Source organism: Vibrio hangzhouensis, assembly GCF_900107935.1.
Taxonomy (GTDB): Bacteria; Pseudomonadota; Gammaproteobacteria; order Enterobacterales; family Vibrionaceae; genus Vibrio; species Vibrio hangzhouensis.
The window spans coordinates 57,743-81,805 of sequence record NZ_FNVG01000016.1; the positions used below are offsets into that span (position 1 = coordinate 57,743).

Below are 24,063 nucleotides of genomic sequence, written 5' to 3' on the forward strand. Positions count from 1 at the left end.
TATTTAAAGGGCTATCGGTATTTTTCTCAAATGTCGCGCATCAATTCTGTGGCTCAGGCTGAGAATTTTCGTTGATATCACGCAGCGCTTTGTTGGCAGGCTCTACTTTGATAAACAGCGCTAGCAGTCCCATCACAGCCATACCCCAGAACACACCCGCTCCCCAGCGTTCATAACCCCATCCACTAACAGCCATCATCAGTGCAATAAAGGCCCCCAACGGAATGGCGTTGTAGAGTGCCTGCAAGGCAACCATCTTGTTTGCATCAGATTTTTGGATGTACTGGATAGCGGCAATATGCGCGATGGCGAACGTAACACCATGCAGCAGTTGGATCACTACCAGCGCTCCCACCGCCGTCGTTGATGCCGTCAGTCCCCAGCGAACCATCACCCCCACCGAAGATACGACAAACAGCGTACGCAGCGACCAACCCGCAAACCACTTGTTACTAAATGCAAACAACAGTACTTCAGAGACCACACCCAAACTCCACAAATAACCAATCAGGCTTTCTGGATGGCCGGCTTCTTTCCAGTAAATGGAACTGAAACTGTAATAGGCCGCATGACTGCCCTGAATAAGGGCAATCAACACTAAGAAACGAATAATAGACCAGTCTTTAAGAAGTGCCGTTAACTTAGGTCGCACCACATCTTTATCGCTTTGTGACGTCGGCATACAAGCCGGATTTCTCATCACCAGTAACATGGAGAACACAAAACCTGCGATCGCGGTGTAGACAATCATGTTGGCACCAAATTGGGAAGCCAAATACCCCACGACCGAAGAACCGGCGATAAAAGCAATCGAGCCCCATAAACGCGTCCGGCCATAATCCAGCATATTGCGGTTGGCATAGTGATTGGCCATGGCATCAGACAACGGCACCACAGGCCCAAAACTCAAATTAAACAGCACCGTCACAACAGCAAGCATGACAAAACTCGGCCCGGCCGCCAAATGCACAGCGACAAACAAGGTACAAGCCAGCGTGGCCCAACGAAGCGCAGGAATCAAACTCTCTGCCTTATGGATTCTTGGCGTGATCAATAGGTTAGCAATGCAGCGGGTGGCAAAGCCCAGCCCCATCAACAAACCCACATCCGCAGCAGAGACGCCCAGGTCCTCAAACCACAACGCCCAGAACGGCAGATATACGCCATAGGCAAAAAAGAAACCAAATAAGTATTGGGAGACCCAGGCAAATGGGGATGGACTCAACATAACAACAAACCTAAAACCAACGACAGAACAATAAACACAGAAAACTCTGGATAAAAACGCGGCTATTATGCCGTGCCAGTGACATTCAAAAAAGGGAATTGTTTTGGTAAATCCATTTCCTCATATCCGCAATCATTCGCTTACTGGCGTTCCAGCGCTGGTATTCGACTAAAGTCGTCTGGAGGTTATGGTCGAATTTGCCAGACTATCAACATAGACACAGGAAACGGAGCCTGCTTTTATGCCTGACAAATTCAATATGTCGTCGCCCCCTTTTGACCGACTCAGTGAGCAGCAACAAAATCAGCTAAGAGCCGCTCTCGACGTCGCTTACTTCCGTGATAAAGACACCCTGTTGAAAGCTGGAACAGAAAGCGACTGCCTGTTTATCATCATCAAAGGCTCCGTAGAAGAACGCGATGCCCAAACACAAGAGGTGTATGCGCACTACACTTATGACGATATGTTTGATGTCAGAGCCTTACTTGGTGGTCGGGTCAAACACAATTATATTGCGCTGGAAGACACGCTGGTCTATCTGCTCCCTAAATCCGTATTCTTATCACTGTACGACGAAAATGGTCAGTTTGCCGCCTACTTTGATACCAGTCTGGCCACTCGTCAGCAATTGATCGAAGAGGCTCAAAAGCAGCAAAATCTGGCCGAGTTCATTCTCACCAAAGTAGACGAAGACATCTATCATCCTCCGCTGATTCTGTCTTCACATCTATCCATTACGGAAGTGACTGAGCAGCTACTCAGCCATGGCGTGGATGCCGCACTGATAGAACTGGACAGCAATGATACGAGACTGACGAAGCATCCGGCTGCTTTGCCCTTTGGTATTGTAACCCGAACCAATATGCTGCACGCCGTAGTGCTGGATCAACAGCCCAACAACACTGCCATCGGCCAGATTGCCACTTTTCCAGTCCATCAGGTCGAAAAAGAAGAATTTTTGTTCAATGCCATGGTCACCATGACCCGACAACGGGTAAAAAGACTGATGGTGTGTGATGGGAAAACACCAGTAGGCATGTTGGATATGACCCAAATCCTCAGCGCCTTTTCCACTCACTCCCACGTCCTGTCACTGAGTATTGCAAGAGCCAATAACATTGATGAACTCGCCCTTGCCTCCAACCGTCAGCAGCAACTGGTTGACAGTCTGGTCACCAACGGAATTCGTACCCGTTTCATGATGGAATTGGTTTCGGCACTCAATGAGCAGATCATTGAACGTGCCTTTGAACTGGTTCTGCCACCCGCCATGCACGGTCATTGTTGCTTGCTGGTGATGGGTTCAGAAGGGCGCGGGGAACAGGTCCTCAAAACTGACCAAGACAATGCACTGATCCTGGAGGACGGCCTTGACTGGCCCAATCGACAAACTGTACTGGAACAGCTCAATCATACTCTTGCCCGCTTAGGCTACCCACTCTGCCCAGGCAACGTGATGATCAGCAACCCCCATTGGGTGCGAAGCAGCAGTGACTGGAAAACGCACATCGACCACCTGGTATCACATGCCAACAGTGAAAATGTCATGGAAATTGCGATTCTGGCCGACGCCAGAGCGGTTGCTGGCAACGCTGAATTGCTGCCCCCAATTAAACGTCACCTACAACAGCAGATGGAAGGGCAAGAAGTAATCCTGACCGAATTCACTCGCCCAGCCCTGAATTTTGCGGTGCCACTGACTCTGTTTGGCAATGTCAAAACCTCGAAGCAAGGTGTTGACCTCAAACAAGGGGGGATTTTCCCGATTGTTCACGGTATTCGCGCCATCTGCATGGAATACGGCATTGAGCAAACCAACACCTTCGACCGTATCGACCAGTTAGTGCAAAAACGCGTATTGGAGCTCTCCACCGCAGAAAACCTGGCCGAAGCACTGAAGCACTTCTTTAAGCTCCGGCTTCAGCAGCAATTGTCACATCACGATACCAGCAACGCGATTCAGCTTAATGATTTAGAGAGACCGGAACGAGATTTGCTCCGACATGGACTGCATGTCGTGAAAAAGTTCAAGCAATGGTTGGGGTATCACTACCAGATACGCCATTAATTCAGCGAGATGAGGCTGTACGATGAATATAATTACCCGGACATACTGGCAATATAAGCTCAGAGGAACAGGCTACGCTGAGCTATTTTCCAGTAAGACGCCCAATGAGTATGTCTCACTCGATTGTGAAACCACCAGTCTGGATCCAGAGGTAGCGGAAATTGTCACTATTGCGGCGACCAAAATCATCGACAACCGGATCATCACCAGCGATCCTTTTGAAGTCAGACTGTGTGCCCCCAAATCCCTCAGTGAAGACTCAGTAAAGATCCATCATATTACTCACAAAGAGCTGAAACACGGCATCAGTGAGAAGCAGGCCATGTCGGCGTTACTCGCGTTTATCGGCAATCGCCCTCTGGTGGGGTACCACATTCGCTACGACAAAAAGATCCTCGACCGAGCTGCCAAAAAGCACTTGGGGTTTCCGTTGCCCAATGAGCTGGTTGAAGTCAGCCAAATCTACAATGATAAACTGCTCAAGTTGCTGCCCAACGGTTATTTTGATCTGAGCCTAGAGGCCATCTGCCGTCATCTACAGATCCCCAATTATCACAAACACGATGCTCTTGAAGACGCCAAAGCGGCTGCGATGGTCTACCTGAAACTCACCCGGGGAACCCTTCCTCCATTCAGACCACAGAACTAATTTAATGGTCTGACCTGAAAATGCGAGCCCTATCGCAAGTCTCATCTTAGCTAACCTATTCATTTTGATTGTTTTTATTTCACTACGCCTAAAGTCTAATTGCTGAAATCAGTAATCTAGACGAGAGTTAATACACGATGTAGTTCAGCCCAAGTCTGTAACAGCTCAATTCACAAGGAGAGTAGCAATGAGTGAAGTTCATGTTTATCCGGTAAAAGACAATATTAAAACCAATACACACGCGGATAACGACACTTACCTATCCATGTACCAACAATCAGTCACCGATCCGGAATCCTTCTGGGGCGAGCACGGTAAAATCGTCGACTGGATTAAGCCATTCACCAAAGTCAAACACACCTCGTTCGATACTGGCCACGTAGATATTCGCTGGTTTGAAGACGGCACGCTTAATGTGTCAGCAAACTGCATTGACCGACATCTGGCTGAAAAAGGCGATGAGGTTGCCATCATTTGGGAAGGTGACAACCCTGAAGATGATAAAACGCTGACTTTTAACGAGCTGCATAAAGAAGTCTGTAAGTTCTCCAATGCACTTAAAGCGCAAGGTGTTCACAAAGGCGACGTGGTGTGTCTGTATATGCCCATGGTGCCGGAAGCAGCAATTGCTATGCTGGCCTGTACTCGAATTGGTGCCGTACACACCGTCGTCTTTGGCGGTTTCTCTCCGGAGGCACTATCAGGCCGCATCATCGACTCAGATGCGAAAGTGGTTATCACTGCAGATGAAGGGGTTCGTGGTGGACGTGCTGTTCCTCTCAAGAAAAACGTCGACGAGGCACTGACAAACCCTGAAGTGAAGACCATCAGCAAAGTCATGGTACTTAAACGTACAGGTGGTGACGTGGACTGGCACGATCATCGTGATGTCTGGTGGCATGAAGCGACTGCGGACGCATCTGACGTTTGCCCACCAGAAGAAATGAAAGCCGAAGATCCACTGTTTATCCTTTACACCTCGGGTTCAACAGGTAAACCAAAAGGCGTACTGCACACCACTGGTGGCTATCTGGTGTACGCGACCATGACCTTTAAGTACGTCTTCGATTATCAACCCGGTGAGACCTTCTGGTGTACGGCAGACGTCGGCTGGATCACTGGCCACACCTACCTGGTCTATGGCCCATTGGCGAATGGGGCGAAAACCATCCTGTTTGAAGGTGTTCCAAACTATCCAGATACGAGCCGCATGAGTGAAGTGGTCGATAAGCATCAGGTCAACATCTTATACACCGCACCAACGGCTATTCGCGCCCTGATGGCCAAAGGGGATGAAGCGGTGAAAGGTACCTCCCGTGACAGTTTGAGAATTATGGGCTCAGTGGGTGAGCCCATTAACCCTGAAGCGTGGGAGTGGTACTACAAAACCATTGGTAATGAGCAATCACCCATCGTCGACACTTGGTGGCAGACAGAAACTGGCGGTATTCTCATCACGCCGCTTCCAGGCGCAACAGCATTAAAGCCGGGCTCCGCCACTCGTCCATTCTTTGGTGTCCAACCAGCTTTGGTCGATAACATGGGTAACATTGTAGAAGGTGCAACGGAAGGAAACCTGGTCATTCTCGACTCATGGCCAGGGCAGATGCGTACCGTTTATGGTGACCATGACCGCTTCGAGCAGACCTATTTCTCGACTTTCAGAGGCATGTATTTCACTGGTGATGGCGCACGTCGCGATGAAGATGGTTATTACTGGATCACTGGCCGCGTGGATGACGTACTGAACGTATCTGGTCACCGTATGGGTACAGCGGAAATAGAATCTGCGTTAGTCGCATTCGATAAGATCGCTGAGGCAGCTATTGTGGGCATTCCTCACGATATTAAAGGCCAGGCCATTTACGCCTACATAACGCTGAATGACGGCGAGTTCCCATCCGCGGAGCTTCACAAAGAAGTGAAAGATTGGGTACGTAAAGAAATTGGTCCAATCGCGACACCGGATGTGCTGCACTGGACTGACTCCCTGCCTAAGACCCGTTCAGGTAAGATCATGCGTCGAATTCTGCGTAAAATTGCTACTGGCGATACCAGCAACTTAGGGGACACATCAACGCTTGCCGATCCGAGCGTGGTGGACAAACTGATCGCCGAAAAAGCCGAACTCGCATAAATCTGCCAACAAGCCACGAACAAACCGTCCAGTTTTTGGGCGGTTTTTTTGTATCAAGTTTTTTCATCCCACTGTCAAAATGTGCTCTGTGTGGCAATTTTCCTGCTAAATAAGAGGTGATTAGACCAGTAAATTGCTGCTAAATGCTGTGAATTAGCTATAATCTTGGTCAATTTTTAAAAATCCGTGGTTTTTGAACTTCTCACAACCTCTGATTTTTATGTAAACTTGAGATAATCATCATTTATTTCACGTTAACCGAAGATGGCGACATTATGACAGCAAAGTCACGAATTCTAGTTTTAAATGGCCCAAATCTTAACCTGTTAGGGGTAAGAGAGCCTGGACATTACGGTAGTGAAACACTACAACAAATCGTTGATAACCTGACAGAGCAAGCTGCAGTCGAAGGCGTTGAACTCAACCATCTTCAGTCCAACCGTGAATATGAGCTAATTGAAGCGATTCATGCTGCGTACGGAAATACTGATTTTATCATTATTAACCCCGCTGCATTTACCCATACCAGCGTGGCTCTGAGAGATGCGCTGCTAGGTGTTTCAATCCCGTTTATCGAAGTACACCTATCTAACGTTCATGCCCGAGAAACATTCCGCCATCATTCCTATCTGTCCGATGTGGCACAGGGAGTCATTTGTGGATTGGGTTCACAAGGCTATGAATTTGCGCTTTCAGCGGCCATAAAAACGCTGAAAGCAAAATAACCAAATACTCTACGGCTGTTACTTAAGCCGTCTTACTCACAAGACAAAGAGAAAGAAACATGGATATTCGTAAAATTAAAAAGCTAATCGAACTGGTTGAAGAGTCTGGCATTGCAGAGCTAGAAATTTCTGAAGGTGAAGAATCGGTACGTATCAGCCGCAACAGCCCGGTAAGCGCAGCACCAGCACCAGTTCAATACGCAGCAGCACCTGCTCCAGCAGCAGCGCCAGCACCTGCAGCTCCTGCGGCGCCAGCACCAGCGGCATCTGCAGACGAGCCAGCAGCAGCGCCAGCTGGTCACCAAGTTCTTTCTCCAATGGTTGGTACGTTCTACAGCGCTCCAAGCCCAGATGCGAAGCCATTTGTAAAAGTAGGCCAACAAGTTAACGCTGGCGATACTCTATGTATCGTTGAAGCGATGAAGATGATGAACCAAATCGAAGCAGACAAGTCTGGTGTGATTGCAGCAATCCTTGTTGAAGATGGCCAACCTGTCGAGTTCGATCAAGCTCTAGTAATTATCGAATAATAGAGAGCGCTCATTATGTTAGATAAATTAGTAATCGCGAACCGTGGTGAAATTGCACTACGTATTCTGCGAGCATGTAAAGAGCTAGGTATCAAAACGGTTGCGGTTCACTCAACGGCTGACCGCGACCTTAAGCACGTGCTACTAGCAGACGAAACCATCTGTATTGGTCCTGCACGCGGTATCGATAGCTACCTAAATATTCCTCGCATTATTAGTGCAGCGGAAGTGACTGGTGCAGTTGCTATCCACCCTGGTTATGGTTTCCTATCTGAAAACGCTGACTTTGCTGAACAAGTAGAGCGTAGTGGTTTCATTTTTGTCGGACCAAAAGCAGAAACGATTCGCCTGATGGGTGACAAAGTTTCAGCAATCAACTCGATGAAGAAAGCGGGTGTACCTTGCGTTCCTGGTTCTGATGGGCCTTTGGACGACAACGAAACTAAGAACAAAGCACACGCTAAACGCATTGGTTACCCAGTCATCATCAAAGCCTCTGGTGGCGGTGGTGGTCGTGGTATGCGTGTAGTACGTAGCGAAGGTGACCTCATTGAAGCTATCGCTATGACACGTGCAGAAGCAAAGGCAGCTTTCAACAACGATATGGTTTATATGGAGAAATTCCTGGAAAACCCACGTCACGTTGAAGTTCAGGTGATTGCTGATGGCCAAGGTGGCGCTATTCACCTAGGTGAGCGTGACTGTTCTATGCAGCGTCGTCACCAAAAAGTAGTTGAAGAAGCTCCAGCTCCAGGTATCACTGAAGAAATGCGTAAGTACATCGGTGAGCGTTGTACTCGTGCATGTATTGAAATTGGTTACCGCGGTGCAGGTACATTTGAGTTCCTATACGAAAACGGTGAGTTCTATTTCATCGAAATGAACACTCGTATTCAGGTAGAGCACCCAGTAACAGAGATGGTAACCGGCGTAGACCTAATCAAAGAGCAGCTTCGTGTTGCAGCAGGTCAGCCGCTGTCTTTCACTCAAGATGATATCAAGCTTCGTGGCCACGCTATCGAGTGTCGTATCAATGCGGAAGACCCTGAGCGTTTCCTACCATGTCCAGGTACCATCACGCGTTTCCACGCGCCGGGTGGCATGGGTGTTCGTTGGGAGTCTCACATCTACACAGGCTACACCGTACCTCCTCACTACGATTCAATGATCGGCAAGCTGATCACCTTTGGTGAGAACCGCGATGTTGCCATTGCTCGTATGAAGAACGCACTGGGTGAGATGATTGTGGAAGGTATTAAAACTAATATCACGCTGCAAGAATCGATTATGAATGATGAAAACTTCCAACACGGTGGTGCCAACATTCATTACCTAGAGAAAAAGCTTGGCATGAGCTAGGCACTTTCTAAAAATACTAAAAACCCACTACGGTGGGTTTTTTTATGCTCACTCAACGCGAATCTGCTACACTCTGCGCAAAATTCGTCAAGCAAGGACCCAACTCATGCCTTGGATTCAAATCAAACTAAATGCGACCAACGAAAACGCTGAACAAATCGGCGATATGTTGATGGAAGAAACTGGCGCTCTATCCGTCACCTTCCTGGATGCACATGATACCCCTGTTTTTGAGCCGTTACCTGGTGAGACTCGTCTGTGGGGCGATACTGACATCGTAGCACTGTACGATGCAGAAGCGGACACCAAGCTTATTCTAGCGCAAATCACTGCGTCAAATATGCTCGCAGAGGGCTTTGCTCATAAAGTTGAGCAGCTTGAAGATAAAGATTGGGAACGTGAGTGGATGGAAAACTTCCACCCAATGAAGTTTGGCGAACGCCTTTGGATTTGCCCAAGCTGGCGTGATGTTCCAGAGCCAGATGCTGTCAATGTGATGCTAGACCCGGGTCTGGCTTTCGGTACAGGTACGCACCCTACTACGGCTCTATGTCTTGAATGGCTAGAATCTTTAGACCTTGCTGGTAAAACCGTTATCGACTTTGGTTGTGGTTCTGGGATCCTGGCTATCGCAGCGATCAAACTTGGCGCAGCAAAAGTCATCGGGATCGACATCGATCCTCAGGCTCTGACCGCATCAAAGGATAACGCAGAGCGCAATGGCGTCGCTGACCAACTAGAGCTATTCCTGCCACAGAACCAACCTGAAGGCTTAATTGCGGATGTGGTCGTTGCCAATATCCTCGCTGGCCCACTTCGTGATCTGTCTGACATCATTAAAGGCTTGGTAAAAGATGGCGGTCAGCTTGCCATGTCTGGCGTGTTAGACACTCAGGCAGAAGATGTCGCGAACTACTACCGTGACGAGATGACTATCGACCCAATCGTTGAGCTCAATGAATGGTGCCGAATCTCGGGTAAAAAGTAACCATTATTATTTACAAAGCAGTGCGTTAGCCCGCTAACGCACTGCTTTTTTTTGTTGATGCAGAATAGTTTTACCACTAAACGCCTGAAAATCAGGCAATTTGCAGAAACAAATTGTAAATGCTCAAATATTAGTCTTTTCACGCACCGAAAAAATGCGTAAAATGCGCGCCCTTGCTTGTGTAAACCTGTGGCGATGTTTTGAAAATCGGACAATACCAACTTAAGAACAACCTAATTGTTGCACCTATGGCAGGTGTAACCGATAGACCGTTCCGAGAGTTGTGCCTTCGTTATGGTGCAGGAATGGCGGTCAGTGAAATGATGTCGTCCAATCCTAAACTATGGAAAACAGCTAAGTCACAGCAACGCATGGTGCATGAGGGCGAGTCGGGTATTCGCTCCGTGCAAATAGCAGGCGCCGATCCCAAGCTTATGGCTGAAGCGGCACAATTCAGCGTTGAGAACGGTGCGCAAATCATCGACATCAACATGGGTTGCCCTGCTAAAAAAGTGAATAAAAAGCTCGCGGGCTCTGCACTACTCAAGTACCCGGATATCATTGAAGATATCTTGCGTACCGTCGTAGATGCTGTAGATGTTCCAGTAACATTGAAAACCCGTACAGGCTGGGATACAGAAAACAAAAACTGTGTCCAAATCGCAAAACTTGCCGAAGACTGCGGCATACAAGCGCTCGCCCTTCATGGTCGAACCCGAACTTGTATGTATAAAGGCGAGGCAGAATACGACAGCATCAGAGCGGTAAAACAGGCTGTCTCAATACCGGTTATCGCTAACGGTGATATCGATAGCCCTGAGAAAGCCCAACATGTACTGGAGTACACCGGTGCAGACGCTTTGATGATTGGACGTCCGGCCCAAGGACGGCCATGGATTTTTGAGGAAATCCAACACTATTTGGAAAACGGCACACTGATGCCAGAGCGCCCTATTAAGGACGTTCAGGGTATCTTGCTTGGTCATGTTCAGGCACTGCACCAGTTCTATGGTGAGTATTTAGGTCCACGCATCGCGCGTAAGCATGTTGGCTGGTATTTAAAAGAACATGAACAGGCCAGTGAGTTCCGCCGTGCCTTCAACGCTATCGACGCTGCCAACGAACAGCTCGATGCATTGCAAGGCTATTTTGAAAACGTTGCATCATAATTACGAGAAGAGCTAAACCGATTATGTTCGAACAAAATTTGACTTCAGAACCATTGACAGTTACTACAGTAACATCTCAAGACCAGATCACACAGAAGCCACTACGTGACTCTGTCAAAGCGTCTCTAAAGAACTACCTTGCTCAATTAAATGGTCAAGACGTCACTGAATTGTATGAACTAGTTCTAGCGGAAGTTGAACAGCCGCTACTAGACACCATCATGCAGTACACTCGCGGTAACCAAACTCGCGCAGCAACAATGATGGGTATCAACCGCGGTACTCTTCGTAAGAAGCTTAAGAAATACGGCATGAACTAATCCGTCCGGATTGTTAATGTGAAGAAGCCAGAGCCGATGCTCTGGCTTTTTTATTATCATCCACACAGTGCTCTGCACCCTGTAGAGTATGCCATTCCATAAATGCCAAGCGGGTCAAACTTTAGACTATTGGAGCATAGCCCCCCGCCATTTCCTGTCGTATCGTAGATCCGATAATCATCACCAGGGTTATCAATCTGGCCCCAAACAATAATAACAGTCAGCATGCCAACGCACAGTGTTGGTAATGCGTTCACCTTTAAGAAAAAGGAGTTCTTAGGATGAATGCCTCATTTTTGCGCCGATCCACAATTCAAACCCGACTATACCTGTTAATTACCCTGCTCTCGATCACATTGATTGTGCCCATTGTGCTTGCACTTATCGACTATCAGCAGTCTCTGAGCGAAGCCAAGCAAACCCAAACCCGCCATCTGGTTGAAAGTGCATACAGCCTGATCGAGCACTACCACTCTCAGCAGCAGTCCGGCACTCTGAGCAAACAAGCGGCTCAGGAAGCGGCCGCCGGAGCCATTCAGGCCTTACGATATGAAGCCAATGATTATTTCTGGATCAATGATCTGACGCCTACCATGATAATGCACCCGATGAAGCCCAAGCTTATTGGGCAAAACTTGAGTCAGGTTACCGACCCGTCAGGGAAAAAGCTGTTTGTGGAAATGGTCAAGATCGCGCAAGCTCAGCAAGCCGGTGTTGTTCATTATCAGTGGCCCAAACCAGGTTCGGACGCGCCAGTGGAAAAAATATCCTACGTCAAGATGTTCGCCCCATGGGGCTGGATCATTGGTACCGGCGTCTATGTAGACGATGTCCAGACGCTGATCTGGGACGTTATGCTGAAAGTCCTTATTACGCTGGGTATAGCCCTGTTGTTCATGCTTGTCTGCGCGACCTGGATCAGCCGCAGCATTGTGCAACCTTGTCGGGATACCCTTACTGCGCTCAATGATATCGCCAGCGGTGACGGAGATCTGACGAAGACACTGCCAGAAAATGGCAATGACGAACTGAGCCAGATTGCGGCGGCTTTTAATCGCTTCACCCACAAACTGGCAACCCTCATTGGCGACATCAAACCCGTCACCGAACACATTACCCAAGCGGCGGCCTCTCTCAATGCTGTAGCTCAGCACAGTGCATCACAATCTCAGCTTCAGCAGCAATCTGTCGATACCGTCGCCTCAGCGATGAATGAACTGCATGCCAGCAATCAGGAAGTTGCCAATTCGGCGCAACATGCCGCAGAGGCAGCCAGACAGGCCAGTGAACAAGGCAAACAAGGCAGCGAGGTGATTATTCTGGCGACGTCTTACATGCAGTCCCTGTCTGACCGACTCAGCGAAACTGATCGTAACATTCAGGCGCTGACCAACGATACTCAGGAGGTAGGGTCGGTGTTGGAAGTGATTCGGGGAGTCGCAGAACAAACGAACCTGCTCGCACTCAATGCCGCTATCGAAGCCGCTCGTGCGGGTGAACAAGGGCGTGGTTTTGCGGTGGTTGCCGACGAAGTCCGCACCTTAGCAACACGAACTCAACGCAGTACCGATGAGATTGAGCTAATCATCCAGAAACTGCAAACTCAGGCCTCCGATGTAAGCCATTCCATGACTCAGACTCAACAGCAGTCTCAAGACACGCTAGAACAAGCGGATAAAGCCAGATGGGCTCTGCAACAAATCGATGCTCAGGTGAACACCATTGTCGCGTTAAACCAACAAATTGCCGAAGCGAGTGCGCAGCAGACATTAGCCACCGACGAAATCAGCCAGAACCTGACGCAAATTGCCGACCATGGCAGCCAGTCAGCAGCAGAAGCGCAAAAAATCGCCCAAACCAGTGAACAGCTGATGGACAGTGGCCACCAGCTCACCTCTGGAGTCGGCACATTCAAAGTGTCTTAACGGATAGTGCATGGCGAGCGAGATGATCGTTCGCCAATTCCGCAAAGCCAGCATTTAAAGAGGCAAACGTAGTCTATTAATCTCGTCCATATTCTCAGACTGAGCTCATTCCAGCGCCGCAAGTATCGAACAATGACTCGCATCGTGTTCATGTCCGCAGCACGCATCATTAATTTTCTTCAGCGCAGAGCGAATCCGTGTTAGCTCAGCGATTTTTCCATCGATAATGCCCAGTTTTGCCGTAGTGATGGCCTTCACTTCCGCGCAACTGTGCTCTGTGGCCTCAAGTTTGATGCTCAGCAACTCTTTGATCTCATCCAGACTGAGCCCTAACTCCTTCGCCTTTAAGATGAAGCTGACCTGTTTCTGGCTTTCCTCGTTATAGAGGCGATAGCCCGATTCACTGCGACCTACGGGAGCAATCAGTTGGTTTTTCTCATAAAATCTCAACGTATCCGCTGTGACTTTGCAGCGTTTTGCTAACTCACCTATCTGAAACATAACCGTATAAATTAACCTCTTTGTTACAAAAGTGTTCTTTAACAGGCTTTTTTGCACTTTTTTTGCCTATGCCAAACGATTGCGCGAGCTTTTTTGTAATAGATTGGTTAGAATACGCGCCATCGCCACCCCGGTGGTAAAAATCCAAGGGTATTTGCCCAACAGACGACTGGGTCACCTCAATCATGAAAGACCTCGTCCTGTTTGGCAACTATCTTTAAATCCGCAGGCCAAGCCAATCGTTTGTCCTGTACACAGCAACACAATCTGTGACTTTGAGGAAACAGAAGCATGAGTAACGCTCGTCCAATTCGCCGCGCTTTAATCAGCGTATCTGACAAAACTGGTATCGTTGAATTCGCACAAGCACTAGCACAACGCGGTGTTGATATCCTTTCTACTGGTGGAACTGCTCGCCTTTTGGCTGAGCAAGGCATCGCAGTAACTGAAGTATCTGACTACACTGGCTTCCCAGAGATGATGGATGGTCGTGTTAAGACGCTACATCCAAAAGTACACGGTGGCGTACTGGGTCGTCGCGGTCAAGACGACGAGGTGATGGCAACTCACGGCATCAACCCAATCGATATGGTGGTGGTAAACCTATACCCATTCGCTGCAACCGTAGCAAAAGAAGGCTGCACACTAGAAGACGCCGTGGAAAACATCGATATCGGTGGTCCAACTATGGTGCGCTCTGCAGCGAAAAACCACAAAGACGTGACTATCGTTGTTAACGCACACGACTACGACCGCGTTATTGCTGAAATGGACGCAAACGACAAATCTCTAACTCTAGAGACACGTTTCGACCTAGCTATCGCCGCGTTTGAGCACACGGCATCTTACGATGGCATGATCGCTAACTACTTCGGCACTATGGTTCCATCTTACGGTGAGAACAAAGAGGGTGATGAAGAGTCTAAATTCCCACGCACGTTTAACCAGCAGTTCGTGAAGAAACAAGACATGCGCTACGGTGAGAACAGCCACCAAGATGCAGCATTCTACGTAGAAGCAAATCCAGAAGAAGCATCTGTTTCGACTGCTCACCAAATTCAAGGTAAAGCGCTGTCTTACAACAACATTGCGGACACTGACGCAGCACTTGAGTGTGTGAAAGAGTTTGATGAGCCAGCTTGCGTTATCGTTAAGCACGCTAACCCATGTGGTGTTGCGCTAGGTAAAGACATTCTTGAAGCGTATGACCGCGCATACAAAACTGACCCAACATCAGCGTTTGGCGGCATCATCGCCTTCAACCAAGAGCTCGATGCAGAAACAGCGAAAGCGATTGTTGAGCGTCAGTTTGTTGAAGTGATTATCGCTCCTTCTGTTTCAGCTGAAGCAGTAGAAGTGGTTGCGGCTAAGAAAAACGTTCGCCTACTAGAGTGTGGTGAGTGGACAACTAAGACAACTGGTTTTGACGTTAAACGCGTTAACGGTGGTCTTCTGGTTCAAGACCGCGACCAAGGCATGGTATCGCTAGATGACCTTAAAGTGGTTTCTAAACGTCAACCTACCGAAGAAGAGCTGAAAGATGCGCTATTCTGCTGGAAAGTGGCTAAGTATGTTAAGTCAAACGCGATCGTTTACTCAAAAGGCGACATGACTATCGGTGTGGGCGCTGGCCAAATGAGCCGCGTGTACTCTGCAAAAATTGCTGGCATCAAAGCGGCTGACGAAGGTCTGCAGGTTGAAGACTGTGTAATGGCATCCGATGCGTTCTTCCCATTCCGTGATGGCATTGACGCTGCAGCAGAAGCTGGCATCAAGTGCGTTATCCAACCAGGTGGCTCTATGCGTGATGACGAAGTTATCGCAGCCGCTGACGAGCATGGCATGGCGATGATCTTCACAGGCATGCGCCACTTCCGTCACTAATTACTCGTCGCATTTGGTGCTGTAGCCGCATTAGCGCTGCAACACCAACTGCTTAGAGTAATCCAAACTTTAGAAAGGATTAATTATGAATATTCTAGTAATCGGTGCTGGTGGTCGTGAGCACGCTCTGGGTTGGAAAGTGGCTCAGAATCCAAATGTTGAAACGGTTTTCGTCGCACCAGGCAACGCAGGCACTGCGCTTGAGCCTAAGCTAGAAAACGTAGCGATTGACGTTGAAGACATTCAAGGTCTGGTTGCGTTTGCACAAGATAAAAACATCGAGCTAACCATTGTTGGTCCTGAAGCACCACTTGTGATTGGTGTGGTTGATGCGTTCCAAGAAGCCGGTCTAGCGATCTTTGGTCCTACTCAAGCTGCCGCTCAGCTAGAAGGTTCAAAAGCGTTCACCAAAGACTTCCTAGCTCGTCACGCGATTCCAACTGGCGCTTACGCTAACTTCACCGAAATTGAACCTGCACTGGCTTACGTTCGTGAGCAAGGCGCACCAATCGTTGTTAAGGCTGACGGTCTTGCTGCTGGTAAAGGCGTGATCGTTGCGATGACGCTTGAAGAGGCGGAAGACGCCATCAAAGACATGCTGGCAGGCAACGCATTTGGTGAAGCAGGCAGCCGCGTGGTGATCGAAGAGTTTCTGGATGGTGAAGAAGCCAGCTTCATCGTGATGGTTGACGGTGAAAACGTTCTGCCAATGGCAACCAGTCAAGACCACAAACGTGTCGGCGATAAAGACACAGGTCCCAACACGGGTGGCATGGGTGCTTACTCGCCAGCTCCAGTGGTGACGCAAGAAATCCATAACCGCATCATGGAAGAAGTTATCTATCCAACGGTTCGCGGTATGGCTTCAGAAGGTAACCCATACACAGGTTTCCTATACGCGGGTCTGATGATCGATAAAGACGGTACACCAAAGGTTATCGAGTATAACTGTCGTTTTGGTGACCCTGAGACCCAACCTATCATGATGCGTATGCAATCTGACATGGTTGAGCTGTGCCAAGCAGCCATCGACAAGAAGCTAGACCAGGTAGAATCTAAATGGGATCCACGTGCCTCTATCGGTATCGTTCTGGCGGCAGGCGGCTACCCAGCATCTTACAATAAGGGTGACGTGATTTCAGGCCTACCAACGACTGACGTTGAAGGTGAGAAAGTGTTCCACGCAGGCACAACTGATAAAGACGGCGATGTGGTCACTAATGGCGGCCGCGTCCTTTGTGCAACAGCACTTGGCAATACGGTTTCTGAAGCGCAAGCACGTGCTTATGGGCTAACTAAGAAAATCAGCTGGGACGGTATGTTCCACCGCAACGACATTGGCTATCGCGCCATTGCACGCGAGCAGGGTGAGTAACCCCAGACAAAGAAAAAAGGCGCTCCGTGGAGCGCCTTTTTTATTGGGTAATCAATTGTGGCCGTTTAATACAATCACTGGACCCATCAGCCAACATCAGCAATTGCTCGACTCTGGCGCCCGTCAGGCGGGTACTACCAAGAAAAGCCACATAACTTTCTACTTCGGCCAGACGCTGCACTACAAAGTCCGGCAAACTCTGCTCAAACTTGATCTTACTGAACTCAATGCCATTGCAGGTTTCCAGAGTTTCGCCATCCCAGTGTCCCTGAATCAGCTCAAGACCATCATTGTCCTGCTCTTTCACCCGTTCAGCCAGCAGCCCTGCCTCACGCTGATAGTTTTCCAGCTGAGCGCGCCGGATAGGCAGCACCTTACCATTGCGGCGATATTGCTGATAGATCGCCTCACCATCCTTATTAAACCGAACGTGAATGCGATATTTCACCGAACCGGATTCAAGGTCGTTTTGCTCTCCTTCTCGCACAAACTCTCGCAGCGTATCACCCGTCCAACGATAATTGGACTGGTACCAGCCATAATCATTCATATTGACGTAATCTGCGGCACTGTATGGCTGAGTTAGTCGTTCTGTATACCAATACAAACTCGTCGCATCGCCAAGCGTCTGGCCACCCGTATACTCTGAAAACTGATTCAGACTGGGTGAAGGGGAAGAGGAACACCCGACGACCGTGGCGGCGATAAGTGAGAGCAACAGCGTTTTTTTCATGGATGTCTTAAACCTCAAATAAAAGCAGCGTAGGCAAACAACACACCTTCTCCTCACTGTAAGACAGCGCGAATGTTCAGGCGTTCACTTCAATTCGGAGGGGAGAGAGATTGATGGGTAATCGCGCTAGCAGCACTAACACGTTTATCGATCAACCACTGAGAAAGAAAACAGCACCGATGTAACCATCGGTGCCGTCGAGATTATTTAACTGCGTCTTTTAGCGCTTTACCAGCTACGAATGCTGGAACATTCGCTGCAGCGATTTGGATCTCTTCACCAGTCTTTGGGTTACGACCAGTGCGAGCTGCACGGTGGTTTACTTTGAACGTACCAAAACCAATTAGTTGAACTTGGTCACCTTCAGTTAGCGCTTCAGATACGCCTGAAAGCGTCGCTTCTAGCGCTGCTTTAGCTTGTGCTTTAGATAGGTCAGCTTTTTCAGCGATAAAGTCGATTAATTGGGTCTTGTTCATTAGGTTTCCCTTCTTCATGTTATCGAGTTAAAGCCCACTCTAAATCATAAAGCCCCCATCTGGCAAAGGTTTGTCGCCGATCTTTATTGCTTATGACGTAGATTTAACCGTTTTATGAGCATTAACTCACAATTTAATATGTGCAGATTGACTTGCAAGCCTTGTAATTTGACTCATAAAGTCCCATAAATGCACTGCCACACTAGCGATAAGCCTGATAAATCGGTTGTGAGGCGACCTTTTTTTTAAGCACTCACCAACAATGCACAGGCTCATTTCGCAGCAAAGTTAGGTTGATGTGTGCACTTATTAGGAAATGAATGTTTCTTTTAACGGTTTATATTACAGTCGCTATCGGCGTCTCCTTCATCTGTTCAGTACTAGAAGCGGTGCTTCTCAGTATCACGCCGAGTTATCTGGCGCAGTTGAGACAAAAGGGACACCCTGCTGCTGACAAGCTGTCGAAACTAAAAGCAGAACTCGATCGTCCTCTTGCCTCCATCCTGACATTGAATACCATCGCTCACACCATTGGTGCTGCCAGCGCAGGGGCGCAAGCAGCTAAAGTCTTTGGCAGCCAGTGGTTAGGTGTGTTCTCTGCTGTGCTGACGTTAGGCATTCTGGTCTTGTCGGAAATCGTACCGAAAACCATTGGAGCCACATACTGGCGTCAACTGGCTCCGGTAGCGGCGACCACACTTCGTTGGATGGTCTGGGCTCTGACGCCTTTTGTTTGGTTCTCAGAGCAAATCACCAAACGTCTGGCCCGTGGTCATGAAGCACCGAAAATGCGCGATGAACTTTCTGCCATGGCAATGCTCGCCAAAGAAAGTGGCGAGTTTGCGGAAGGTGAATCCAATATTCTGAACAATATCCTCAATATTCAGGATATTCCGGTCACACAGGTCATGACCCCTCGACCTGTGGTATTCCGTGTTCCGGCTGAAATGACGATTAACGAATTTTTGCAACAGCACAAAGAAACACCGTTTTCGCGTCCGCTGATTTATAGCCAGCAAAAAGACAACATTCTTGGCTTTGTTCATCGTCTCGAGCTGTTTAAGCTTCAGCAACAAGGGTGTGGTGACAAACAGCTTGGCTCGGTAATGCGACCGATTCAGGTGCTGTTTAACACCATCATGCTTCCAAAAGCATTTGAACAAATGATGGCAGCTCGTCTGCAGATTGCCATGATCGTCGATGAATACGGTACCATTCAGGGCATCATTACTCTGGAAGACATCTTCGAGCACCTGCTAGGTCAAGAGATTGTTGACGAAGCCGACAAGACCACCGACATGCAGCAGCTCGCCTACCAACGCTGGGAGCACTGGAAAGAAAAGCACAGCATGATTGACGGCTCAGATGAAGACGATGCCAATGAGCCGGAACAAGGCTCTGGCGAAGACATCAATAAAAAAGAGTCATAAAAACAAAAGGCAGCGTTACAACGCTGCCTTTTAACTTGGTAGATTCACCACTTCAAATCATGTCAGTGACTGCCAATTTCGTTGCCCAGCAGGAAGTTTTCATCGCTGCTCACAAGCACGCCATATTTGAGGAAGTTCTTGCCTAAAATCATACTGTAATGAAAACGTGAGCGATCCTGTAAGTTGACCCGGATGTTCTTTTCTACCTGGCCCAACTTGACACGCATTTCAACCACAGGGCGGACATTGGCCTTCTCCCCTGCTTTGGCTTTAATACGCATGACATCCACCACTTCACGGGTAAACTCCTGCTTCATACCCATATCGTTAGCATAGGTGAACGTCACCATCTTCTTGCCATCTTTCTCAAACTGTTTGATGTTCACCGCATTCATCGAACTCACATCCGCTCCCGTATCCAACTTCACCGGGAACTGCAAACCTTCAACCGTGGCGTTTTCAATGTGACCGGCGGTGAAGATTGGATAGGCATCCAACAGGTTCTCACTACGGGTATTAACCAATACTCCGGCTTTCGTCGCCTTCTTACCTATGATGAAATAGGGTGTTTCTCCTTCATCACTATCCAGCGCCTCCAGAGCGAACTCCACCGTAAACTCCTCGCCACCCACAATGAATTCACCGTCAACTACCGGACGAACCGTATCTCCCACCTTAATTTTCCTCAAGATGGTCTTGCGCACCTTTTCCAGATTCCCTTGATCATTCGACAGGTAGTACTCGACCTTATCGCGCCCTTTGGCTTCGATCATTTCAAAACTGGCCACTTTAAGCAGAGGGGTGCTTACTGAGAAAGAAGGCGTGGCATCTAGCTTGTGCCCATCAAGGATCAGGTTTTCGACCGGAGACACCAACAAAGGCTTGTCTTTCATGCGCGCAGCGAAACTCTGTTTCCTATCCAGCTTACCTTTCGCTCCTGTATCAACCACAAAATTTTTACTCAGTGTGTCGAGACCAAGTCGAAGTTGCGTGCTGTATTTTGAGCGGTCTTTAAGATAAACCTGAATCGTTTGTTGGAAACCTTTGCCACCGTTGAATGGCACATAGATGACCGGATACTCGTTGCCGCCGATGGACAGCTGTTTGACTAACGGATAGGTCAGTCGCTTTTTACTCTCGTCTTTACCGACCAGATCAAAACTGACTCTATTGTCTTTGATTTCAATATTCTGTGCACTCAGAATGCTGTAATTGCTTTTCAGCGACAAGCTAACATCAACCGGTACACCATCCACATCACCCGCTTCACGGCGACCAATTACCTGAGCATCTCGTTGCTCCTGAAGATAATCATATCCCGCCATTACCCAGGCGTGATTGGCGAGAAACGTTTTGCCGATAAGGATCGGGGCACTAAAACCGCTGCGATCGGTTAAGTTGACTTCGGTTTCCACTGTTTTTCCGGCAATGGTCAAAGGCAATGTCACTACGGGACGGTAGATAGGGGTGGAACTGGTACGGCTACGAATCACACTGGTTCGCGTCAACGGGCGCTCCATTGCGACTTTCTCCCCGGTGTAGGGGTGGCGCAACGTGAAGCTGACTTTGCCCTGAAAGTTACGTTCTTCGTTATCAAATTCTTCCAGCCACCAGTCGCTGGCAGAGCCGCCGTATTCATCGACTATGGTCTTCAGTAGCTGCTCATTACTCAAACTTTGATACTTTGGATTACTGCTGGTGACTTTGACGTCCTCGGCATGCATTGATGTGGTGTCCGCACCTGTATCAATTTTCCCAACAAACGGTATGCCTTGAAGCGCATCAATATCCTGATAATAAACACTTTCCAAACGCCCTAACACCAGTTTGTCTTCAATAGACAGAACCGGTGACTGCGTTGTAGACAGATCGGGAGCTGCCTGAGCCCACCCACAGGTCATCGCGGCGAGTATTAACGCCAACTTCGTTGCTGTTCTTTTCATTTTTAATACGTCCATTCACTGACCGACTAGTTATACCTGTTTGCCTTAAGACAATGGTCACCGCAATTCATTGCCGACCATTTTTAGCTTTACAGAAAATTAACGGAATATCCACGCGATTATCAATAAATTAGCAAAATACAGAGAAGGTTCACGCGTGAGTGACAGAGAAAAATCACCGAACAATTGCAAAAGCCCGCTCATGCCCTTATATCCTATAGATATCAAAGGAAAGGCACTCCTTTCCCTAACCACAACAAGAGAATACACGGATGAGCCAAGCTATCTGTCAACTGATTGCTAAAGAGCTGAACGTCAGCACTAAGCAAGTTGAAGCTGCTGTCACGCTGATTGATGACGGCAACACCGTACCCTTTATCGCTCGCTATAGAAAAGAAGTAACGGGAGGGTTGGATGATACCCAACTGCGCACTCTGGATTCACGCTTAAGTTATTTACGCGAACTGGACGACCGACGTCAGACGATTCTGAAATCCATCCATGAACAGGGTAAGCTCAGTGACGAACTGCGTGCAGACATTGAGGCCGCTGACAACAAAACCCGCCTTGAAGATCTTTACCTACCTTACAAGCCAAAACGTCGCACTAAAGGCCAAATTGCCATCGAGGCAGGCCTTGAGCCATTAGCCGATTTGCTGTGGACTGACCCAAGCCACGAGCCAGAAAATGCTGCATCTGGTTACATCGACAGTGAAAAAGGCATTGCCGACAGCAAAGCCGCTCTGGATGGCGCGCGTGCGATCATCATGGAGCGCATTGCTGAAGATGCCGATTTACTAGAAAAAGTGCGTCTGCATCTTAATCGCCATGCCGAGCTGCGCTCACGTGTCGTAACAGGTAAAGAACAAGAAGGTGAGAAGTTCAAAGACTATTTTGAACATGATGAGCCAATGAGTAAGGTACCATCTCACCGCGCGCTTGCCATGCTGCGTGGCCGCAACGAAGGCTACCTGCAGTTATCGGTCAACGCCGATCCTGCCAACGAAGAAAATGCTCGTGAGTCCTACTGTGAAACACTGATCGCCGAACACTATGGTATCCACCTCAGCCAGGCCCCCGCCGACGCTTGGCGTAAACAGGTGATCAGTTGGGCATGGCGCATTAAAGTCTCTATGCACATGGAAACCGAGCTAATGGGCGCACTAAAAGAGCGCTCTGAAGTCGATGCTATTACTGTGTTTGCTACGAATCTGAAAGATCTCTTAATGGCAGCGCCAGCGGGACCAAAAGCTACACTGGGCCTCGATCCCGGATTGCGCACCGGCTGTAAAGTCGCTATCGTCGATCCAACCGGCAAAGTGTTGGCGACCGAGACTATCTACCCACACCCTCCTCAGAAACAATACGACAAATCCGCTCAAATCATCGAGCAATTGGTTCGTCAGTTTAACGTCGATCTCATTGCCATCGGTAACGGCACCGCATCACGTGAAACCGACAGTTTTACTGCCGATGTGATCAAGCGTGGCAACTTAAAAGTGCAGAAAATCATTGTCAGTGAAGCGGGAGCCTCGGTGTATTCGGCATCAGAGCTGGCCGCAAAGGAATTTCCCAATATGGATGTTTCTCTGCGCGGTGCGGTGTCCATCGCCCGACGTTTGCAAGACCCGCTGGCCGAACTGGTGAAAATCGATCCTAAATCGATTGGCGTGGGTCAGTATCAGCACGATGTTAGCCAAACCATGCTCGCTAAACGTCTTGATGCCGTAGTAGAAGACTGCGTAAACGCGGTGGGTGTCGACGTGAATACTGCTTCCGCTGCGCTGCTTACCCGTGTGGCCGGTTTGTCTTCAACACTGGCGCAAAATATTGTTGACTACCGTGATGAAAACGGTCGCTTCGAAGCCCGCACCACACTAAAAAAAGTGGCACGCCTTGGCCCTAAAGCCTTTGAACAGTGTGCTGGCTTCCTGCGCATCATGAATGGCAAAAACCCTCTTGATGCCTCTGCCGTTCACCCGGAAGCGTATCCTGTGGTAAAAAATATCGCCGAAAAAACTGGACGCCCACTGAAGTCTATCATTGGTGACAGCAGCTTCCTGAAAACCGTTAGCGCCATCGACTATACCGATGACACTTTCGGTTTACCGACGGTGAGCGACATCATTCGAGAATTGGACAAGCCCGGACGCGACCCACGCCCTGAATTCAAAACGGCGACGTTCGCCGAAGGGGTCAATAAAATTACTGACCTCGAGCCTGGAATGATCTTGGAAGGTGTGGTCTCCAACGTCGCCAATTTTGGCGCCTTTGTCGATATTGGCGTGCATCAGGATGGACTGGTCCACATTTCCGCTCTTACCGACAAATTTGTCGCAGATCCACGTGAAGTCGTTAAAGCGGGAGACATAGTTAAGGTCAAAGTCATGGAAGTGGATGCCGCACGCAAGCGAATTGGTCTTTCCATGCGTCTCAATGACGAGCCGGGTCAGGACAACCGAGCAGCTCGAGGCAACAAATCGGGGCAGCGAGATTCAAGGGGAGCACCACGTCAACGTGCGCCACGCCAAGAATCAGGAAACAGCGCGATGGGCGGCGCATTTGCAGCAGCGTTTGCCAAAGCCAAAAAGTAGCCAAACTCAAAGAGCACCATAACGGTGCT

At 48.8% G+C, this 24,063-nt stretch carries 19 protein-coding genes; 14 read left to right on the forward strand and 5 right to left on the reverse strand.

Annotated elements, in window-relative coordinates:
* Window positions 1–40 precede the first annotated feature (40 nt).
* The gene (locus tag C4S60_RS15710) at window positions 41–1,228 is read right to left on the reverse strand and encodes a 3-phenylpropionate MFS transporter (protein ID WP_103881307.1); all 1,188 of its coding nucleotides are present in this window, start codon (window positions 1,226–1,228) and stop codon (window positions 41–43) included.
* A 241-nt stretch (window positions 1,229–1,469) separates the two neighbouring features.
* Here C4S60_RS15710 and C4S60_RS15715 point away from each other — a divergent pair, with 241 nt between their 5' ends.
* From C4S60_RS15715 to C4S60_RS15760, 10 genes are all read left to right on the forward strand, one after another.
* Window positions 1,470–3,296, forward strand: a complete 1,827-nt coding sequence (locus C4S60_RS15715; RefSeq protein ID WP_103881308.1) for a DUF294 nucleotidyltransferase-like domain-containing protein — start codon at window positions 1,470–1,472, stop codon at window positions 3,294–3,296.
* 22 nt (window positions 3,297–3,318) lie between these two features.
* Window positions 3,319–3,945, forward strand: coding sequence for a 3'-5' exonuclease (locus tag C4S60_RS15720; protein WP_103881309.1), 627 nt, complete (start codon window positions 3,319–3,321; stop codon window positions 3,943–3,945).
* 187 nt (window positions 3,946–4,132) lie between these two features.
* Window positions 4,133–6,082, forward strand: coding sequence for an acetate--CoA ligase (gene acs, locus C4S60_RS15725; RefSeq protein ID WP_103881310.1), 1,950 nt, complete (start codon window positions 4,133–4,135; stop codon window positions 6,080–6,082).
* Between the two features lie 275 nt (window positions 6,083–6,357).
* Window positions 6,358–6,807: a type II 3-dehydroquinate dehydratase gene (gene aroQ, locus C4S60_RS15730; RefSeq protein WP_103881311.1), complete on the forward strand. Its 450-nt coding sequence runs from the start codon at window positions 6,358–6,360 to the stop codon at window positions 6,805–6,807.
* 59 nt (window positions 6,808–6,866) lie between these two features.
* Window positions 6,867–7,337 carry an acetyl-CoA carboxylase biotin carboxyl carrier protein gene (accB, locus tag C4S60_RS15735; RefSeq protein WP_103881312.1) on the forward strand — a complete coding sequence of 157 codons (471 nt, stop codon included), beginning with the start codon at window positions 6,867–6,869 and terminating at the stop codon, window positions 7,335–7,337.
* Between the two features lie 15 nt (window positions 7,338–7,352).
* On the forward strand, window positions 7,353–8,696 hold the full coding sequence (gene accC / locus C4S60_RS15740; protein ID WP_103881313.1) for an acetyl-CoA carboxylase biotin carboxylase subunit: 1,344 nt from the start codon (window positions 7,353–7,355) through the stop codon (window positions 8,694–8,696).
* A 106-nt stretch (window positions 8,697–8,802) separates the two neighbouring features.
* Window positions 8,803–9,684: a 50S ribosomal protein L11 methyltransferase gene (gene prmA, locus C4S60_RS15745; protein ID WP_103881314.1), complete on the forward strand. Its 882-nt coding sequence runs from the start codon at window positions 8,803–8,805 to the stop codon at window positions 9,682–9,684.
* Between the two features lie 200 nt (window positions 9,685–9,884).
* Window positions 9,885–10,853: a tRNA dihydrouridine synthase DusB gene (dusB, locus tag C4S60_RS15750; RefSeq protein ID WP_103881315.1), complete on the forward strand. Its 969-nt coding sequence runs from the start codon at window positions 9,885–9,887 to the stop codon at window positions 10,851–10,853.
* A 23-nt stretch (window positions 10,854–10,876) separates the two neighbouring features.
* Entirely contained in the window at window positions 10,877–11,173 is a 297-nt protein-coding gene (gene fis, locus C4S60_RS15755; RefSeq protein ID WP_006073423.1) for a DNA-binding transcriptional regulator Fis, read from the forward strand.
* 281 nt (window positions 11,174–11,454) lie between these two features.
* The gene (locus C4S60_RS15760; protein WP_103881316.1) at window positions 11,455–13,098 is read left to right on the forward strand and encodes a methyl-accepting chemotaxis protein; all 1,644 of its coding nucleotides are present in this window, start codon (window positions 11,455–11,457) and stop codon (window positions 13,096–13,098) included.
* A gap of 105 nt (window positions 13,099–13,203) precedes the next feature.
* Here the strand turns inward: C4S60_RS15760 and zntR are convergent, their stop codons facing one another.
* Window positions 13,204–13,599 (reverse strand): Zn(2+)-responsive transcriptional regulator, encoded by a 396-nt coding sequence (gene zntR, locus C4S60_RS15765; RefSeq protein WP_103881317.1) that lies wholly within the window; start codon window positions 13,597–13,599, stop codon window positions 13,204–13,206.
* A gap of 291 nt (window positions 13,600–13,890) precedes the next feature.
* Here zntR and purH point away from each other — a divergent pair, with 291 nt between their 5' ends.
* A complete protein-coding gene (gene purH / locus C4S60_RS15775; RefSeq protein ID WP_103881319.1) occupies window positions 13,891–15,483 on the forward strand; it encodes a bifunctional phosphoribosylaminoimidazolecarboxamide formyltransferase/IMP cyclohydrolase in 1,593 nt (530 codons plus the stop codon).
* Between the two features lie 85 nt (window positions 15,484–15,568).
* The gene (gene purD, locus C4S60_RS15780) at window positions 15,569–16,858 is read left to right on the forward strand and encodes a phosphoribosylamine--glycine ligase (protein WP_103881320.1); all 1,290 of its coding nucleotides are present in this window, start codon (window positions 15,569–15,571) and stop codon (window positions 16,856–16,858) included.
* 40 nt (window positions 16,859–16,898) lie between these two features.
* Here the strand turns inward: purD and C4S60_RS15785 are convergent, their stop codons facing one another.
* Together C4S60_RS15785 and hupA are read right to left on the reverse strand one after the other, a co-directional pair.
* The gene (locus C4S60_RS15785; protein ID WP_103881321.1) at window positions 16,899–17,591 is read right to left on the reverse strand and encodes a DUF1481 domain-containing protein; all 693 of its coding nucleotides are present in this window, start codon (window positions 17,589–17,591) and stop codon (window positions 16,899–16,901) included.
* 203 nt (window positions 17,592–17,794) lie between these two features.
* A complete protein-coding gene (hupA, locus tag C4S60_RS15790) occupies window positions 17,795–18,067 on the reverse strand; it encodes a nucleoid-associated protein HU-alpha (protein WP_006073404.1) in 273 nt (90 codons plus the stop codon).
* A gap of 320 nt (window positions 18,068–18,387) precedes the next feature.
* Here hupA and C4S60_RS15795 point away from each other — a divergent pair, with 320 nt between their 5' ends.
* On the forward strand, window positions 18,388–19,497 hold the full coding sequence (locus C4S60_RS15795) for a CNNM domain-containing protein (protein ID WP_103881322.1): 1,110 nt from the start codon (window positions 18,388–18,390) through the stop codon (window positions 19,495–19,497).
* Window positions 19,498–19,559: 62 nt separating this feature from the next.
* Here C4S60_RS15795 and C4S60_RS15800 read toward each other — a convergent pair whose 3' ends face one another.
* On the reverse strand, window positions 19,560–21,440 hold the full coding sequence (locus C4S60_RS15800; RefSeq protein WP_103881323.1) for a putative ATP-dependent zinc protease: 1,881 nt from the start codon (window positions 21,438–21,440) through the stop codon (window positions 19,560–19,562).
* A gap of 272 nt (window positions 21,441–21,712) precedes the next feature.
* Here C4S60_RS15800 and C4S60_RS15805 point away from each other — a divergent pair, with 272 nt between their 5' ends.
* The gene (locus C4S60_RS15805; RefSeq protein WP_103881324.1) at window positions 21,713–24,034 is read left to right on the forward strand and encodes a Tex family protein; all 2,322 of its coding nucleotides are present in this window, start codon (window positions 21,713–21,715) and stop codon (window positions 24,032–24,034) included.
* Window positions 24,035–24,063: the final 29 nt, after the last annotated feature.

Bases quoted from the DNA above. Each gene is read 5' to 3' on its own strand.
- C4S60_RS15710 (WP_103881307.1), bottom strand. From the start codon at position 1,228: ATGTTGAGTCCATCCCCATTTGCCTGGGTCTCCCAATACTTATTTGGT.
- C4S60_RS15715 (WP_103881308.1), top strand. From the start codon at position 1,470: ATGCCTGACAAATTCAATATGTCGTCGCCCCCTTTTGACCGACTCAGT.
- C4S60_RS15720 (WP_103881309.1), top strand. From the start codon at position 3,319: ATGAATATAATTACCCGGACATACTGGCAATATAAGCTCAGAGGAACA.
- acs (WP_103881310.1), top strand. From the start codon at position 4,133: ATGAGTGAAGTTCATGTTTATCCGGTAAAAGACAATATTAAAACCAAT.
- aroQ (WP_103881311.1), top strand. From the start codon at position 6,358: ATGACAGCAAAGTCACGAATTCTAGTTTTAAATGGCCCAAATCTTAAC.
- accB (WP_103881312.1), top strand. From the start codon at position 6,867: ATGGATATTCGTAAAATTAAAAAGCTAATCGAACTGGTTGAAGAGTCT.
- accC (WP_103881313.1), top strand. From the start codon at position 7,353: ATGTTAGATAAATTAGTAATCGCGAACCGTGGTGAAATTGCACTACGT.
- prmA (WP_103881314.1), top strand. From the start codon at position 8,803: ATGCCTTGGATTCAAATCAAACTAAATGCGACCAACGAAAACGCTGAA.
- fis (WP_006073423.1), top strand. From the start codon at position 10,877: ATGTTCGAACAAAATTTGACTTCAGAACCATTGACAGTTACTACAGTA.
- C4S60_RS15760 (WP_103881316.1), top strand. From the start codon at position 11,455: ATGAATGCCTCATTTTTGCGCCGATCCACAATTCAAACCCGACTATAC.
- zntR (WP_103881317.1), bottom strand. From the start codon at position 13,599: ATGTTTCAGATAGGTGAGTTAGCAAAACGCTGCAAAGTCACAGCGGAT.
- purH (WP_103881319.1), top strand. From the start codon at position 13,891: ATGAGTAACGCTCGTCCAATTCGCCGCGCTTTAATCAGCGTATCTGAC.
- purD (WP_103881320.1), top strand. From the start codon at position 15,569: ATGAATATTCTAGTAATCGGTGCTGGTGGTCGTGAGCACGCTCTGGGT.
- C4S60_RS15785 (WP_103881321.1), bottom strand. From the start codon at position 17,591: ATGAAAAAAACGCTGTTGCTCTCACTTATCGCCGCCACGGTCGTCGGG.
- hupA (WP_006073404.1), bottom strand. From the start codon at position 18,067: ATGAACAAGACCCAATTAATCGACTTTATCGCTGAAAAAGCTGACCTA.
- C4S60_RS15795 (WP_103881322.1), top strand. From the start codon at position 18,388: ATGTTTCTTTTAACGGTTTATATTACAGTCGCTATCGGCGTCTCCTTC.
- C4S60_RS15800 (WP_103881323.1), bottom strand. From the start codon at position 21,440: ATGAAAAGAACAGCAACGAAGTTGGCGTTAATACTCGCCGCGATGACC.
- C4S60_RS15805 (WP_103881324.1), top strand. From the start codon at position 21,713: ATGAGCCAAGCTATCTGTCAACTGATTGCTAAAGAGCTGAACGTCAGC.